The following is a 15,990-nucleotide window of genomic DNA, read 5'->3' as shown; positions in this document are numbered from 1 at the left end:
ATTTCGCACCCTATTTGTATTGCGATTTACTGTTTTGCATTTTTAAAGAGAACCGGTGAGTCATTCGGATGGATTCCAATTATCATGTTTTGCTACCATGCATAAAAACAATCATCCTTCCAAAGCGTTCCGCAAAAGGAAGTGCTGCCAATGAGACTGCAACATTGAAAATGACCGAGATATGGGCAAGCTGTGCATCTGGTGAAGACGCCATCCTTGGCCCCAGATCTGCCAATGGAGTGATGAGCGGAATGAATAGCATGACGCCCAAGACGTTTAACCACACATGGGTAAAGGCCGAAAGCCTGGCTTCTTCTCCGCCGCCAATTGAGGCAAAAAGGGCGGTTATGCATGTGCCGATATTTGCGCCGAGCACAATTGCGATTCCTGCTTCCAGCCCAAGGAGTCCGGACGTTAAAAAACCCATTGCAATCCCGGTCATCGCAGTACTTGACTGAATAATCGCTGTCATGATTGCCCCTGCTGCAATTCCAGCCAGGACTGTCTCATTGAGTGCAGCCAAAAGGCTATTAACAGCCGGAATGGATGTCATCGGGATGGCCAGGGCCTCAAAGCCTTTCATTGCCGTAAAAACGGCAGATATGCCGATAAGGACCATGCCTATGCTTTTAAGGACCTTGTGCTTCATAAAGAATAGAATCCCTCCAGCGACTGCAAAAGGTAGCAAGTAACCGCTTATATTGAAGGTTATCAGTTCTGTTTTAAAAGTTGTGCCAATATTAGTTCCCAAAATAATTCCTATTGATTGGGGAAATGTCATTATTTTGGCGGAAATTAATCCAATTGTTAATACCATTACCGTCGAACTGCTCTGTAAAATTGCTGTTATGAAGGTGCCAGTCAGCATCCCTTTTAAAGGGGTGTCCGTCAGAGTTTCAAGGAATCCTTTTAATTTATTCCCGGAAAGGCTGAACATACCTATCCTGATAACAGTCATCCCCAATATGAATAAGCCAATGCATAATAGAAATAATAGGCCAAATTTCATGATATCCACTCCCTTTTACAGTCTATTGCCTGTCCTCTTGGAACATGCCTTCAAATTCGGAGTGGTACTATTGGAGAATCATTGAAATAAAGATGGGAAAGTATCATGCATACTTTATTTACAGTTGACCTTATAGAAAGGTTGTATTATAATGGCAAAGTACATGGATTTCCATGTTTGATGTGAGTGTGTTGTGTTCGGAGGGAGGGAAAGTTAATGTCTAAAACCGTCGTTCGTAAAAACGAATCGCTTGAAGATGCTCTTCGACGCTTTAAACGTACTGTATCTAAGTCAGGTACTATCCAAGAAGCAAGAAAGCGCGAATTCTACGAAAAACCAAGTGTTAAGCGTAAGAAGAAATCTGAGGCTGCAAGGAAACGTAAGTTTTAATTTAGAGAGGGTGGACTAACCTGAGTCTTCTCGAACGTTTAAATAATGATATGAAACTAGCGATGAAAAGCAAAGACAAAGACAAGCTCACTGTAATCCGAATGATTAAAGCTTCCATGCAGAATGAAGCAATTAAGTTTGGCAAGGAACTATCGGAAGAGGAAGAGCTGACTGTCCTTTCTCGCGAAATGAAACAGCGTAAAGACTCCCTTCATGAGTTTGATAAAGCAGGTCGTTCAGATCTTGTTGAGAAATTGCAGCACGAAATCGAGGTCGTTGAGCTTTACATGCCAGTGCAGCTTTCTGAAGAGGAGCTTGCAGACATTGTGAAAGAAACGATTTCTGAGGTGGGTGCAACGTCCAAAGCTGATATGGGAAAAGTGATGGCTGCCATTATGCCAAAAGTAAAGGGCAAAGCAGACGGATCACTTGTTAATAAACTTGTGCAACAACACCTTTCATAATTCAACTGACATCAACGGCCGCAGGCGAAAGCCTGCGGCTTTTACTGTTGTTATAGGCAATTATAAAAGTAATTCATCACTGGAAAACTAGCCCCAGCGGCTTTTGTTCCGGGTGGGAGCGCTTTGCTGTAAAGCAAGATAAAATCCAGATTTCCTCTTTATGGTACTAGCATCTTATTTTGTAAAAACTGAAACCATAAGGCGTGATGAAACGTACACACTGTTATGGAAGGATCTAAAACTTCAAAAGGAGGTTTGTCATGGCCGAATTTATTACAGATCCTATTGTAGTCACAATCCTGTTGACTATAGCTGGTATGGCAATGGTGCTGGAACTATTTTCACCGAGAATTGGCCTTCCTGGCCTTATTGGCCTGTCCGCGCTGCTGCTGTTTTTCTATGGGCACTTCCTTGCCGGGCTTGCCGGTTTTGGAACTTTGGCATTATTTATCGCCGGTCTGATTCTTATTTTTTTAGAATTTTTTCTCCCTGGTGCGGTTGCGGGTACACTAGGAGTAGCTGCGCTTATCGGCAGCCTGTTTCTAGCAGGTGAAAGCACCCTGCAAATGGGAATATCGCTCGTCATTTCAATTTTTTTCTCCATTGTCTTTTTTATTATGCTTGTGAAGGTCTTCCATAAAAAAATGGCTTTATTTAATTCGATGGTTTTATTTGACACGGCCAGAAAAGAGGATGGCTACGTAACAAATGTAAACAGAACCGACTTGCTCGGGAGTGAAGGGACGGCATTAACTGTTTTGCGGCCATCCGGTACAGCGGTTATTAATAACGAGCGGGTGGACGTTGTAACGGAAGGCTCCTTCATCCCAAAGGGTGCAACAGTAAAAGTCATTGAAGTCGAAGGGCCGCGCGTTGTAGTCAGAGAAAGTAATAACTGAGGAGGTTATAAGAGAGTATGAATGAAGCTATATTTTTGGTCGTTGTAGTGGCAGTAGGATTGATCCTATTGGCAATCCTATTGTCGTTTGTACCGGTTATGCTGTGGATATCCGCTCTGGCAGCCGGTGTCAAAGTCAGCATATTTACGCTTATCGGAATGAGGCTCCGCCGGGTAACACCCCACAGAGTCATCAATCCGCTTATCAAAGCACATAAAGCTGGACTTGGTGTCACAACAAACCAGCTTGAAAGCCATTATCTTGCAGGCGGGAATGTTGACCGGGTTGTTAATGCTTTGATTGCTGCGCATAGGGCCAATATTGAGTTGTCCTTTGAGCGTTGTGCGGCAATTGATCTGGCTGGGCGCGATGTTCTTGAAGCTGTCCAAATGAGTGTAAATCCAAAGGTTATTGAAACTCCATTTATCGCGGGTGTCGCAATGAATGGGATTGAGGTTAAAGCAAAAGCAAGAATTACTGTCCGTGCCAACATTGACCGCCTTGTCGGAGGTGCTGGTGAAGAGACGATTGTAGCCAGGGTAGGTGAAGGGGTTGTCTCAACAATTGGTTCCTCGGAGAACCATAGCAAAGTTCTTGAAAACCCTGATCTAATTTCCCAGACAGTACTTGCCAAAGGACTGGATGCCGGAACAGCATTTGAAATCCTGTCCATTGATATTGCCGACGTTGATATCGGTAAAAACATTGGTGCCGAGCTCCAGACTGAACAGGCCGAGGCTGATAAAAAAATCGCCCAGGCCAAGGCGGAGGAACGCCGCGCGATGGCGGTAGCGTCCGAACAGGAAATGAAGGCGCGTGTTCAGGAAATGAGAGCGAAAGTTGTCCAGGCAGAGGCCGAAGTGCCGCTTGCCATGGCAGAGGCGTTGAAATCAGGAAATATCGGGGTAATGGATTATATGAACTTCAAGAACATTTCAGCAGATACAGATATGAGAGGTTCGATAGGCAAAATGGGTAATGACAAGAAGGAAGGCCAGTAAACCATAAAAAGGTGAGGAATTCCGGCCGATAAGGAAGGAGGCTGGCTTTGGAAACAATTATTCTTTTTATCATTATTGCAGCGATATCAGCTATTTTTAATAAAGCAAAAGAAAGACCTGCAGATTCGAAACGGAGGACAATTCCGGAGCTTAAAAAGGAATTCCAGGAGGTCTATAAAGAGATTTCGCAGTCCGAAATTCCAAAAAGTTTAAAGGAGCTTGAACAGCGGCGAAAACAGCAAGTGCAAATTCCTAACCGGGAGGCTGCCCATCCAGTTGAAGCTGCTCCGAAAATCTCTTCTGGTAAGCAATTGCTTAAAGAACAGCCCGTTATGGTAAACGAAGAGCGAAAACCCTCGCTGGAAAAATCCGAAAAGGACCTCGCGGATGCAGTCATTTGGGCTGAAATTCTAGGACCTCCCCGCTCCAAACGTCCTTACTATAGAAGATAACGATTTAGGAAACAAATTCGCATGCAAGTCCCTAAATAGGAAAAACAAGTGCTAGAATCCCCTTTCATTTCATAAAAATGATGTGAAAGGGGGTTCTTTTTTTATGGCGAAAAAATGGGGCTTATCGCTACGCAACTGGATTGCAGCCAAAATGGATCTTCCCCAGGATGTCATCATGGATTTGCCAAGGATTACAATGATTGGGCAAATCCATATTTATATAGAAAATCACAGAGGACTCCTTTCTTTCACTGATCGTGAAATAAGACTTGTCCTGAAAAAGGGACAGCTTTTAATAAAAGGGAAAGCATTTGTGATTAAAACAATCCTGCCAGAAGAAATCCTCCTCGAAGGGAAGATTGACCAGGTTGTATATATAAATGAAGAGGCTGGGGGTTGAAAATGAAAAATGCGTGGGCGGAATTTCTTACCGGAAAAGTGACTGTTAAACTTACGGGAAAAGGCTTGGAGAGATTCCTCAATACATTAACACGAAGCGGTGTGCTGATGTGGAATGTAAAAAGGCTAGGCCCGGAGACCATGATGTTTACAATCAGTCTGCAGGATGCTCTCAAAATCCACACACTATCAAGAGGCAGAGAATGTAAGGTTACGTTTATCAGAAGAAAGGGCGTTCCATTTCTCTTTAAACGTTTGCTGAAAAATTCAGGTTTTTTGATCGGTGGTTTTGTATTTTTCTTTATGGTCATGTTGTTATCCAATATGGTTTGGGGTATAGAAATAAAAGGTGCTCAGCCTGAAACTGAGCATATAATCCGCAAAGAATTGGACAAGATGGGAATAAAAATAGGCAAGCCCCAGTTCACCCTGGACAATGTTGAGGCAATTCAAAGGAAGCTGACAGACCGGGTAGGAGCGATTACTTGGGTTGGTGTGGAGCTGCACGGGACAACCTATCAGCTTCGAGTTGTGGAAAAAAATGAACCAAAAGAACCGGAGTATGTATCACCAAGGCACCTTGTAGCAAAAAAGGAAGCGATTATCGTCAATTATTTTATTGAGAAAGGCCAGAGGTTGTTTGAGGTAAATGACCATGTCGTGCCCGGCCAGCTGCTTGTATCCGGCTTATATGGCAAGGAGGGCGAGCAGGAACCTGTCGCATCAAGCGGTGAAATATGGGGTGAGACATTATATAAAGCTTATGTGGAGCTCCCCCTGAATGCTACTTTTAAGGTTTACAATGGTGAGGAAAAGGAGAAGCATTCCCTCCAGCTGGGAAAAGTAAAGGTGCCGATATGGGGATTTGGCAAGCCTGAATTCAGTGAGTATGAAAAGGAAACGACCGCTGTCCCAGTCAAATTTTTAAAGTGGGAAATGCCCATTTCCTATGTGAATACAACGTATCGGGAGAGCGAAATCGTAAAAAGGGAATATTCGAAAGATGAGGCAATGAATAATGCTCTGGATTCGGCAGAGAAGGAAATAAAAAAACGAATAGATGAAGATGCTATTATAAAAGGTGAAAAGATTTTACATCAGTCAATTGCGAATGGTAAAGTAAGACTGTCCATCCTATATACAGTTGTGGAAAATATTGCAATAGGACAACCCATTATTCGAGGAGACTAGTGAATGACAGAAGACCTTAAAAGTTATAAACTTCAACTTGAAAACCCTAACGAAGCCATCATGCTTTTTGGCAATTCAGACACCAATCTAAAGATGATTGAACAGGAATTAAATGTGTCAATTATTACGCGTGGTGAATTGATCAATATCACTGGCCCGGAGGAAAACGCAGGGCAGGCAACGGCGGTATTGGAGAAGCTGGTTGAGGTAATAAGGAAAGGAATAAGCATAAGCCAAAGAGACGTGCTTTATGCCGTTGAACTTGCAAGAAAAGGAACCCTTGATTATTTTGGGAATTTGTATGATGAAGAAATCGCGAAAAATTCCAAGGGAAAATCAATCAGGGTTAAAACGATTGGGCAGAGATACTATATCAATGCCATGAGAAAAAATGATATGGTATTTGGAATCGGTCCCGCAGGTACAGGGAAGACGTATTTGGCAGTGGTCATGGCGGTAACTGCTTTAAAAAATGGGACAGTCAATAAAATCATTCTGACCCGGCCGGCTGTTGAAGCAGGGGAGAGCCTGGGCTTTCTTCCCGGAGATTTGAAGGAAAAGGTTGACCCATATTTAAGGCCGCTATATGATGCCCTTCATGATGTGCTGGGAATGGAACATACATTAAGGCTTATTGAAAGGGGAACAATTGAAATTGCCCCTCTTGCCTATATGCGCGGAAGAACATTGGATGAGGCCTTCGTCATTCTCGATGAGGCTCAGAACACAACCTACGCACAAATGAAAATGTTTTTGACCCGTCTTGGGTTTGGCTCGAAAATGGTCATCACCGGGGACCAAACACAGGTTGATTTACCGAAAGGGGCAAAATCCGGTTTATTTGCTGCAGAGGAAATATTAAAAGGTGTAAGAGGGATTGAATTTATCCGGCTAGAACAAAGCGATGTTGTTCGCCACCCTCTCGTAGCAAGAATTATTGAGGCATACGGGAAACATGATTAAAAGCCGCCACTTGGCGGCTTTTTCCTGTTTTTCGGATTTTGTCCATTCCAATCATTTTCAGAGAGAAAACAAACCTTCCTGACTATTCGTACAAATATAAGTGAAAGTTTATGAAAAAACTGGTATGATTTTAGAAAACGGACAAACAGCTATGCCGTTTAGGGGATACCAGCCGGAAGGCGGGAGGGATCATACATGGATTTGCTTCAAAAACAATTTCAAAAGCTGAAGCGGCTGCTTGACCTTGCTTTCTTCCGTGTTTTATTTTTTGCTATGCTCGGTACGATCCTGTTTCTGGCCATGTACAATAACGTCAAGCCTGACAAATTGAATATCGGCCTCTTTCATGTCGCGGATAAGACAGTTGTATCTCCTGTCACAGTTGAAGATAAGGAAAGTACCGAGCGGAAACGGCAGGAGGAACTTGACCGGGTCCAGGGAATCTATACAGTTAAAAGTGAATATGCAAAGAATCAGGTAGACCTTGTTTCATCCATTTTTGACTCGGCAGTGGAGGTCAATGGGGATATTCAGCAGGAGTTAAAAAAAGAGCAGGAGTCAAGTGCTGATTCTGAACCTGTTCCTGTCCGAACGGAACCTTCGACTTCCGAAAAGGTGAAAATGCTCAAGGAAAAATTAACACAATCTGTCATTGATGATTTGCCGGAAGAGGTGTTTACGGGCCTTGTATCGGTAAACAATGGCCAGCTATCGATTGCCAAGGATTTAACGGTAACGGCCATTAACAATGTCATGGAACAAACGATTCCTGCTGATGAGGTCGAGAACGCAAAGAAAAAGGTTGAGGAAGAATTGAACTTTTCAAGCCTCGATCCGGCCTTGAAGAGGGCATCCATTTTATTGGGCCGTTTTGCTGTCATCCAGAATGAATTCTTTGATCCTCAGGCTACCGAAGAGGCGAGGAGGAAAACCGCTGAAAGTGTCGAGCCTGTAAAAATTCTTGAGGGGCAAATAATTGTTAGTGAAGGCGATCTCGTAAGCAGGGAGAAATTCCGCCAGCTTCAGCTCGCTGGTTTGCTTGAAAGTGAGGATTCGGTCCGTCCTTTCATCGGTCTGGTCCTGTTAATCGCCGTTATCCTTGGCACAATTTATTATTATTTTTCACAGCAGAAAAACCCCGCTGATAAGAGGCAGACAAATCTGCTTCTGTTCGGTATGATATTTTCCTTTTCCATTATCATTATGAAAATAGTCAGCTTATTCCAGGAGCTCAACTATGATGGTACATTTTATTTATTTCCAGCGGCACTGGCTGGTATCATCATTTGCATCCTGATAGATGAAAAGCTGGCTTGGATAATGGCAGTCATCCAGAGCATATGCGGAAGTATTATTTTTAACGAAGAAATGGCCGGGACCCTAAATATGTCGGCTGGAATTTATATTTTGTGCGGCGGGCTTGCAGCAACGCTGATTTTGAAAGACCACCAGGCCAGATCCAAAATAATGTCGGCCGGGATGTTTGTATCAGCAGTAAATCTCGCGTTGATCTTATCGTTAATATTTCTCCGTAACGCCCAATATAGCGGTACTGAATATGGGATGTTTATGTTATTCGGAATTGTTTCGGGTATTTTGTCTGCGATTTTGGCGCTGGGTATACTGCCGTTCTTTGAAACCAGTTTTGGTATACTATCAACAATGAAACTGATTGAACTATCCAACCCTAATCATCCGCTCCTAAAGAGAATTCTGACGGAAGCACCAGGTACTTATCACCACAGTGTAATGGTTGCCAATATGGCGGATGCTGCTTGTGAAGCAATTGGCGCAAATGGGCTGCTTGCCAGAGTCGGATGCTATTATCACGATATCGGCAAAACAAAGAGACCATTATTTTTCATTGAAAACCAAATGAACCGGGAAAATCCACATGACCGATTAACACCTGAAAAAAGTGCGCAAATTATTATTGCACACGCTACTGACGGTGCTGCTTTGTTAAGGAAACATAAAATGCCGAAAGAGATTGTTGATATTGCTGAACAGCATCATGGGACGTCCTTAATTAAGTTTTTCTATCATAAAGCAAAACAGGCAGGCCAAGTGAATGAAGAGGACTATCGATATCCAGGGCCGAAGCCGCAAACAAAAGAAACGGCGATTATTGGCATTGCGGACAGTGTTGAGGCAGCTGTTCGTTCGACCGGGCAGCCCACTCCTGAACAAATAGAGTCAATTGTAAAGTCCATTATTTCAGACAGGCTGCAGGATGGACAATTAAATGAATGTGATTTAACACTCAAAGAAGTGGAAATCGTCGCCCATACTCTTTGTGAGACTTTGAAAGGCTTTTTCCACTCCAGGATTGAATACCCTGCTGAAACGACAAAACAAAAGGTGAGGCAAGCATGACGATGATGATTGATTTTTTGGATGAAACGGGCAAAGTTGCACCCGGGGAAATTTCCCAGGTGGAACAATTGCTTCAATTTGCTGCTGGAAAGATGAAGGTAGAGGAAGGCAGCGAAGTGTCGGTTACTTTTGTGGATAATGAACGGATTCATGCAATCAATCTTGAATACAGGCAAAAAGATGCGCCTACAGATGTAATCTCTTTTCCAATGGAGGAACAAGGAGAAGGTGAAATTGAGATAAGCGGTGCCGACATGCCGCGTATTCTGGGGGACATTATCATCTCCATTGAGAGGGCGAAGGAACAAGCTGAAGAATATGGCCATACCTATGCCAGGGAGCTTGGATTCCTGGCTGTCCACGGCTTCCTCCATCTTCTCGGCTATGACCATGAATCGAAAGAGGAGGAAACGGAAATGTTCTCGCTCCAAAAGGAAATTTTGGAGGAATTCGGGCTTGCAAGGGAATAACCGATTAATCAAGTCTTTCGGATATGCACTGGCAGGGATAGGTAGTGCGATCAGGAAGGAAAAGAATCTCCAAATCCATCTTGCCATTTCATTCATAGTAGTGGTTCTGTCTTTTCTACTGTCTATCTCAAAGATAGAATGGTTATTTGTTCTTCTTGCAATTGGCGGAATGCTGTCACTTGAATTAATGAACACAGCTATTGAAAAGACTGTGGATTTGGTGACAAAGGAATTTCATCCACTCGCCAAGCAAGCGAAAGACATTGCTGCCGGTGCGGTATTCGTTTATGCCCTTCTTTCGGTTTTGATAGGGCTAATTATTTTTTTGCCAAAGATAGCAATATGGTTTTAAATGCCGGAGCCACTTCCGGCCTTTTCTTTTTTTCTATAGGCTGTGTTAAAGGATATTGTTGATTTTTTAAAGTGTTGATTGCAGCGGAAGGCGCGAAGACTCGTTCGAAAATGCAAAAGACGCATTTTCTCCTGCGGTGCTTTTTCAGGGAAGTAATTTCAATGTCCTGGCGGGAGAAAAGGTCAGTGGGAGACCCCACAGGCGCTCGCGCCGAGGAGGCTCCCAGACCGCCCGCGGAAAGCGAAGCGCCTGGAGCGATAATCAACATCCTTTTTAACAGAGCCTTTCTATAAAAGAGCTGCTTCTATAGAGCAATTTGATAACGAAGGGGCTATAGGCTAAAATAGCTAAAAGAAGATTAAAACGGTATTTATGAGAAAATTCTAAATTTTTTTATTACGATTCGTTTGCAAAGAGTGAATCGGCGACGTTTTTAGGGTAAAATAGAGTTATGTAGGGTAAATCCTGTTATGCAGAAGGTTACTCTGTCAAATATGTGGTTTTAATCTTCGGAGAACGAGGAAATAAAAGATTACACCAGGATGTTCGTCTCAAGGTGTCAACTATCGGAGGATATACAGGAATGATACACGCTAGTGGTGAAGGAAAAGGGCACAAATCAGGGTTTATTTCTATTATCGGCAGGCCAAACGTAGGCAAATCAACATTTTTGAACCGGGTGATTGGCCAAAAAATTGCCATCATGAGCGATAAGCCGCAAACGACAAGGAATAAGGTGCAGGGTGTATTGACACAAGAGGATGCTCAGCTTATTTTCATCGATACACCAGGAATCCATAAACCTAAGCATAAGTTGGGCGACTTTATGATGAAAGTGGCCCAGAATACATTGAAGGAAGTAGACGTAGTCTTGTTTATGGTCAGTGCGGAAGAAGGTTTTGGACGGGGAGAGGAATTTATTCTTGAAAAATTCCAATCCATTAAGACTCCAGTTTTCCTGATCATAAATAAGATTGATAAAGTACATCCTGACCAATTGTTAAAAATAATTGATGATTATAAGGAAAGGCATCCATTTAAAGAAATTGTCCCAATCTCTGCTCTTGAAGGCAATAATGTCGACAGGTTACTTGACCAAATCAAGAAGTATCTGCCGGAGGGCCCTCAGTTTTATCCAGCTGACCAGGTAACCGACCACCCGGAAAGGTTCATTGTTTCGGAACTGATCCGCGAGAAAGCACTTCATCTTACTCGCGAGGAAATTCCTCATTCTCTTGCGGTTGTGATCGAGAAAATGGAACGGGATTCCAGCAAGGATATGGTTCACGTCATGGCAACCGTAATTGTCGAGAGGGATTCCCAGAAAGGGATTATTATCGGCAAGCAGGGAAGTATGCTGAAGGAGATTGGCAAGCGTGCAAGAGTCGATATTGAAAATCTGCTCGGCTCGAAAGTATTTCTTGAATTATGGGTAAAGGTACAGAAGGACTGGCGCAATAAAATGTCCCAGCTCCGCGATTTCGGATTCCGTGAAGACGAGTATTAATCCGATAACAATTCAACAGATTATGCATGTCCATGTTTAACAATATTTTCGTCTTATTATTTTTGAATGGCAGGCTATGATAAGTTTAATCAGGAACGAAAAAGAGCTAGTCTATATTAAGAAAGGATGGGGTTTTTGATGTTGGATTTTACCTGGAAAGTCTTTAGCCAGACAGGTAACATTGACACATATCTTCTCTTTAAAGAAATGGAGAAAGACAATCAAGAAATTCCCGGCAATCTGGATGACGAGCTAGCGCAAGTAGATTTTCCTGTTTCATAAGTTTGTCCATAACCCTGGATGGTGAATGGGATGCTTGAAAAATGTGAAGGCATCATCATACGGACAACCGATTATGCTGAAACAAATAAGGTTGTTACAATGTATACCCGGGAGCGGGGGAAGATAGGAGTAATGGCGAGAGGAGCCAAAAAGCCCAACAGCCGGCTATCTGCCATTACTCAATTGTTGACGCATGGCTATTTCCTTGTACAAAAAGGCAGCGGCCTTGGTACCATGCAGCAAGGAGAAATTATCTCACCAATGAGGTCGATACGGGGGGATATTTTCTTGACTGCCTATGCGAGCTTTATTGCGGAATTGACTGATAAAGGGACGGATGATGGCAGGGCCAATCCGTTTCTTTTTGAACTTCTTCTGCAAACTCTTGTTTGCCTGGACGAAGGATATGACCCAGAAGTGATTACAATGATTTATGAGATGAAAATGCTTAATGTATTAGGCCATTATCCGGTTCTTGATCAATGTTCCGTGTGCGGAAGCACTGACGGAAAGTTTTCCTTTTCAATTCGTGAAGGTGGATTTATCTGCCACCGATGTCTTGAAAAGGATTCTTATCATTTTAAAATTTCCCCGGCGGCTGCCAGGCTGCTCCGGCTGTTTTATCATTTCGATCTTAACCGCTTAGGGAATATTTCAGTCAAGAAGGAAACAAAGGACGAGTTAAAAAAAATCATCTCGGCATATTATGATGAGTATTCCGGCTTAAGCCTTAAATCAAAGAAGTTTCTAAAATCAATGGATAGTTTTCGCGATATGGTTTAACTTCAGTTGACATTGGCTTTCTTTTTCGCTACTATTTCTTTAAGATTAGATTAAAAGAAACCATATAACCGCATTGATGGAAAGGAGTACCTGTGTACCCCTGCATTAAGCGAGCCCGGGACGGTGGAAGCCGGGTGGCAGTGAACCAGGGAAGGCAGTCCTGAGCGGGCTTTAGTAAAGTGGCTGCGTCAGTTTGCAGCAAATAGGGTGGAACCGCGGGTAACTCTCGTCCCTATGCCATAAAAAGGCATATGGACGGGAGTTTTTTATTTTTTTAAAGCGATTCTTCCTGGCGTACTAACAAACTACCCCCAAAAAAAGGAGAAATGAAAATGACAGCTACAATGGAGCAAATCGTTTCACATGCCAAACACAGGGGATTTGTCTTCCCTGGCTCAGAAATTTATGGCGGCCTCGCTAATACATGGGATTATGGCCCGCTTGGCGTCGAGTTGAAAAACAATATTAAAAAAGCATGGTGGAAAAGATTTGTTCAGGAATCCCCTTATAATGTTGGTGTTGATGCCGCAATCTTGATGAATCCGCGAACATGGGAAGCATCAGGCCATATCGGTAACTTCAATGACCCAATGATTGATTGTAAAAACTGTAAAGCACGGCATCGTGCAGATAAACTAATTGAAAACGCACTTGATGAAAAGGGGATGGAGCTGGTTGTTGATGGGCTTCCATTTGAAAAAATGGAAGAATTGATCAAGGAGCATGACATTGCCTGCCCAGACTGTGGCAGCAAGGACTTCACAGGCATCAGGCAGTTCAATCTTATGTTCAAGACCTTCCAAGGAGTGACCGAGTCGAGTACAAATGAACTATTCTTGCGCCCCGAAACGGCTCAAGGGATTTTCGTGAATTTCAAAAACGTGCAACGTACAATGAGGAAAAAACTTCCGTTTGGTATTGCTCAAATCGGTAAAAGTTTCAGAAATGAAATTACTCCAGGCAATTTTACCTTCCGTACAAGGGAATTTGAGCAAATGGAACTCGAATTCTTTTGTAAGCCTGGAACAGAGCTTGAGTGGTATAAATACTGGAAGGATTTTGCCGAGAATTGGCTTATTTCACTTGGAATGAAGAAAGAAAATTTAAGGCTCCGTGACCATTCAGAGGATGAACTATCCCATTACAGCAACGCGACAACTGATTTCGAATATAAATTCCCGTTCGGTTGGGGAGAGCTGTGGGGTGTTGCTTCACGGACAGATTACGATCTTAAGCAGCATATGCAATTTTCCGGAGAGGATTTTCACTACCTGGATCCAGAAACGAATGAAAAGTATATTCCATACTGTATCGAGCCTTCCCTCGGCGCTGACCGGGTAACCCTCGCTTATTTGATTGATGCTTATAAAGAGGAGCAGCTCGATGATGGTACGACAAGAACCGTTATGCATCTGCATCCGGCTCTGGCTCCGTATAAAGCAGCTGTCCTGCCATTGTCTAAGAAGCTCTCCGAGTCTGCACGTGAAATTTTTGCAGACCTTGCAAAGGATTTCATGGTTGATTTTGATGAAGCGGGATCAATCGGAAAACGGTACCGCAGGCATGATGAAATTGGTACGCCATTCTGCATTACAGTGGATTTTGATACAGCAGATGATAAAAAAGTAACGGTGCGGGATCGGGATACGATGGAACAGACTCGTGTGCCAATTTCCGAACTTTCGAGCTTCCTACAAGGTAAGATTCAATTTTAGGGAGCTAGTATATCAGAGAACGGTGGTGAGAAAACATAGAGCTAAATAAAAGGCAGGAGCAAATCGTGCAAATCGTAAAAGAAAATGGGCCAATTACCGGAGAGAATATTGCAGAGAAGCTCAACTTAACAAGAGCAACACTGAGACCGGACCTGGCGATATTGACCATGTCCGGCTTTCTGGATGCAAGACCCCGCGTTGGTTATTTTTATACCGGGAAATCAGGAGACGAACTGCTATCGGAAAAACTAAATAAGATTCTCGTTGGGAGTTATCAGTCAAGGCCTGTTGTCGTTAATGAGAGTATCTCTGTCTATGATGCGATTGTAACCATGTTCCTTGAAGATGTCGGTACGCTTTTCGTGGTCGATGATCAATCGCTGCTTGTCGGGGTTCTTTCCAGGAAAGATTTGCTGCGGGCAAGTATTGGCAAGCAAGAGCTTACCGCCCTGCCAGTAAACATCATAATGACGAGAATGCCAAACATTGCCTTATGCCGAAAAGATGACCTGCTAATCGACGTTGCGAAGAAATTGATTGACAGGCAAATTGACTCCCTTCCCGTAGTCAGGGAGAAGGAGGAAGGTTTTGAGGTCATCGGCAGGATTACCAAAACGAGCATAACCAGGGTGTTTGTGTCGCTGGGGGGCAAAGAGTGAACAATGAGCAGAGGGGAATGGAAACAGCTATGGAGCAACCAGTCATATATGTAGTGTCGGATTCAGTCGGCGAGACTGCTGAATTAGTAACAAAGGCGGCGATAACGCAATTTAATGGAAATGATATTAAGCTGAAGCGGTTTCCATACGTAGAAGATAAAATCCACATTGATGAAGTTGTTTCTCTGGCATCCTTTGATAAAGGCATGATTGCTTTTACATTAGTAAAGCCTGATATGAGGGCTTATATGAGTAAGAAAGCGGATGAAGCCTCGATATTGGCAGTTGACCTGTTAGGCCCGTTAATGGATCAGATTGGTCAGTTAACCGGGCTTGCTGCAAGGCATGAACCAGGATTGGTCAGGAAGCTGGATGAAGATTATTTCAAAAAAGTTGAAGCAATTGAATTTGCGGTTAAATACGATGATGGACGTGATCCAAGAGGGCTCATGAAAGCGGATATTGTTCTGATTGGAGTTTCCAGGACGTCCAAAACGCCGCTTTCCCAGTACTTAGCCCATAAAAGATTAAAGGTTGCAAATGTTCCGCTTGTGCCCGAAGTGGACCCGCCTGAAGAATTGTACCGGGTTCCTCTCGAGAAGTGCTTTGGCCTCAAAATCAGTCCGGAAAAGCTAAACAATATCCGTAAGGAACGCCTGAAATCACTCGGATTGAATGATAGTGCAAGCTATGCAAACATAGCCAGAATCAAAGAGGAATTGGACTTCTTTGAAACGGTTGTAAGTAAAATTGGCTGCCCAGTCATCGATGTCACCAATAAGGCAGTGGAAGAAACTGCTAATGTCATCTTGCGGACAATCAGGAACCGATAGACTTAAAAACTTCTGTTGGAAAAAACACATGCCCACACTGGACATGTGTTTTCCCTTTCATAGGCATGTTCATATTGTGATTTTTATTATAAATACAGTTATATTCAGGATATTGTATATGTTGAATTTGAAAATTTCTATATAAAATGAACTAAAGAATCGACAGTAGTGTTCAAAAATAGTTTGTTTTATATTTTTAGATTGAACCGAAGTGCCCGTAGCGGAAATCATAAAAAATGTAATTT

At 43.0% G+C, this 15,990-nt stretch carries 18 protein-coding genes; 17 read left to right on the top strand and 1 reads right to left on the bottom strand.

The window, feature by feature from the left end:
- Nucleotides 1-82 precede the first annotated feature (82 nt).
- Nucleotides 83-1,009: a Na/Pi symporter gene (locus A8F94_RS04680; RefSeq protein ID WP_066196276.1), complete on the bottom strand. Its 927-nt coding sequence runs from the start codon at nucleotides 1,007-1,009 to the stop codon at nucleotides 83-85.
- Nucleotides 1,010-1,225: 216 nt separating this feature from the next.
- On the opposite strand from A8F94_RS04680, the gene rpsU reads away from it, so the two are divergent.
- The 17 genes from rpsU to A8F94_RS04595 all read left to right on the top strand — a co-directional run bounded on the left by rpsU (nucleotide 1,226) and on the right by A8F94_RS04595 (nucleotide 15,745).
- Entirely contained in the window at nucleotides 1,226-1,399 is a 174-nt protein-coding gene (rpsU, locus tag A8F94_RS04675) for a 30S ribosomal protein S21 (RefSeq protein WP_015595024.1), read from the top strand.
- Between the two features lie 20 nt (nucleotides 1,400-1,419).
- The gene (locus A8F94_RS04670) at nucleotides 1,420-1,863 is read left to right on the top strand and encodes a GatB/YqeY domain-containing protein (protein WP_066196273.1); all 444 of its coding nucleotides are present in this window, start codon (nucleotides 1,420-1,422) and stop codon (nucleotides 1,861-1,863) included.
- A 260-nt stretch (nucleotides 1,864-2,123) separates the two neighbouring features.
- Nucleotides 2,124-2,762, top strand: coding sequence for an NfeD family protein (locus A8F94_RS04665; protein ID WP_066196271.1), 639 nt, complete (start codon nucleotides 2,124-2,126; stop codon nucleotides 2,760-2,762).
- Between the two features lie 17 nt (nucleotides 2,763-2,779).
- Nucleotides 2,780-3,763, top strand: a complete 984-nt coding sequence (gene floA / locus A8F94_RS04660) for a flotillin-like protein FloA (protein WP_066196268.1) — start codon at nucleotides 2,780-2,782, stop codon at nucleotides 3,761-3,763.
- 47 nt (nucleotides 3,764-3,810) lie between these two features.
- Nucleotides 3,811-4,215: a hypothetical protein gene (locus A8F94_RS04655; RefSeq protein ID WP_066196263.1), complete on the top strand. Its 405-nt coding sequence runs from the start codon at nucleotides 3,811-3,813 to the stop codon at nucleotides 4,213-4,215.
- 103 nt (nucleotides 4,216-4,318) lie between these two features.
- Nucleotides 4,319-4,615 carry a sporulation protein YqfC gene (gene yqfC / locus A8F94_RS04650; protein ID WP_066196261.1) on the top strand — a complete coding sequence of 99 codons (297 nt, stop codon included), beginning with the start codon at nucleotides 4,319-4,321 and terminating at the stop codon, nucleotides 4,613-4,615.
- A gap of 2 nt (nucleotides 4,616-4,617) precedes the next feature.
- Complete coding sequence (yqfD, locus tag A8F94_RS04645) at nucleotides 4,618-5,805, top strand: sporulation protein YqfD (protein ID WP_066196258.1); 1,188 nt, start codon at nucleotides 4,618-4,620, stop codon at nucleotides 5,803-5,805.
- 3 nt (nucleotides 5,806-5,808) lie between these two features.
- Complete coding sequence (locus tag A8F94_RS04640) at nucleotides 5,809-6,768, top strand: PhoH family protein (protein ID WP_066196255.1); 960 nt, start codon at nucleotides 5,809-5,811, stop codon at nucleotides 6,766-6,768.
- Between the two features lie 195 nt (nucleotides 6,769-6,963).
- Nucleotides 6,964-9,144: an HD family phosphohydrolase gene (locus A8F94_RS04635; RefSeq protein ID WP_066196253.1), complete on the top strand. Its 2,181-nt coding sequence runs from the start codon at nucleotides 6,964-6,966 to the stop codon at nucleotides 9,142-9,144.
- On the top strand, nucleotides 9,141-9,614 hold the full coding sequence (ybeY, locus tag A8F94_RS04630; protein ID WP_066196251.1) for an rRNA maturation RNase YbeY: 474 nt from the start codon (nucleotides 9,141-9,143) through the stop codon (nucleotides 9,612-9,614). The genes A8F94_RS04635 and ybeY overlap by 4 nt, the downstream gene beginning before the upstream one ends.
- The gene (locus A8F94_RS04625; protein WP_066196249.1) at nucleotides 9,601-9,966 is read left to right on the top strand and encodes a diacylglycerol kinase family protein; all 366 of its coding nucleotides are present in this window, start codon (nucleotides 9,601-9,603) and stop codon (nucleotides 9,964-9,966) included. The genes ybeY and A8F94_RS04625 overlap by 14 nt, the downstream gene beginning before the upstream one ends.
- A gap of 583 nt (nucleotides 9,967-10,549) precedes the next feature.
- Nucleotides 10,550-11,473, top strand: coding sequence for a GTPase Era (era, locus tag A8F94_RS04620; protein WP_139070021.1), 924 nt, complete (start codon nucleotides 10,550-10,552; stop codon nucleotides 11,471-11,473).
- Nucleotides 11,474-11,611: 138 nt separating this feature from the next.
- A complete protein-coding gene (locus A8F94_RS04615) occupies nucleotides 11,612-11,755 on the top strand; it encodes a YqzL family protein (protein WP_066196246.1) in 144 nt (47 codons plus the stop codon).
- Nucleotides 11,756-11,785: 30 nt separating this feature from the next.
- Nucleotides 11,786-12,538, top strand: a complete 753-nt coding sequence (recO, locus tag A8F94_RS04610; protein ID WP_066196242.1) for a DNA repair protein RecO — start codon at nucleotides 11,786-11,788, stop codon at nucleotides 12,536-12,538.
- Between the two features lie 332 nt (nucleotides 12,539-12,870).
- Nucleotides 12,871-14,253, top strand: a complete 1,383-nt coding sequence (locus A8F94_RS04605; protein WP_066196240.1) for a glycine--tRNA ligase — start codon at nucleotides 12,871-12,873, stop codon at nucleotides 14,251-14,253.
- Nucleotides 14,254-14,288: 35 nt separating this feature from the next.
- The gene (locus A8F94_RS04600; protein WP_077247552.1) at nucleotides 14,289-14,912 is read left to right on the top strand and encodes a helix-turn-helix transcriptional regulator; all 624 of its coding nucleotides are present in this window, start codon (nucleotides 14,289-14,291) and stop codon (nucleotides 14,910-14,912) included.
- 29 nt (nucleotides 14,913-14,941) lie between these two features.
- On the top strand, nucleotides 14,942-15,745 hold the full coding sequence (locus tag A8F94_RS04595) for a pyruvate, water dikinase regulatory protein (protein WP_066197273.1): 804 nt from the start codon (nucleotides 14,942-14,944) through the stop codon (nucleotides 15,743-15,745).
- The last annotated feature ends 245 nt before the right edge of the window (nucleotides 15,746-15,990 follow it).

Source organism: Bacillus sp. FJAT-27225, assembly GCF_001685025.1.
Classification (GTDB): Bacteria; Bacillota; Bacilli; order Bacillales; family Cytobacillaceae; genus Bacillus_D.
The sequence above is the reverse complement of the archived record's forward strand: the minus strand, read 5'-3'. Positions and strand labels throughout refer to the sequence as shown.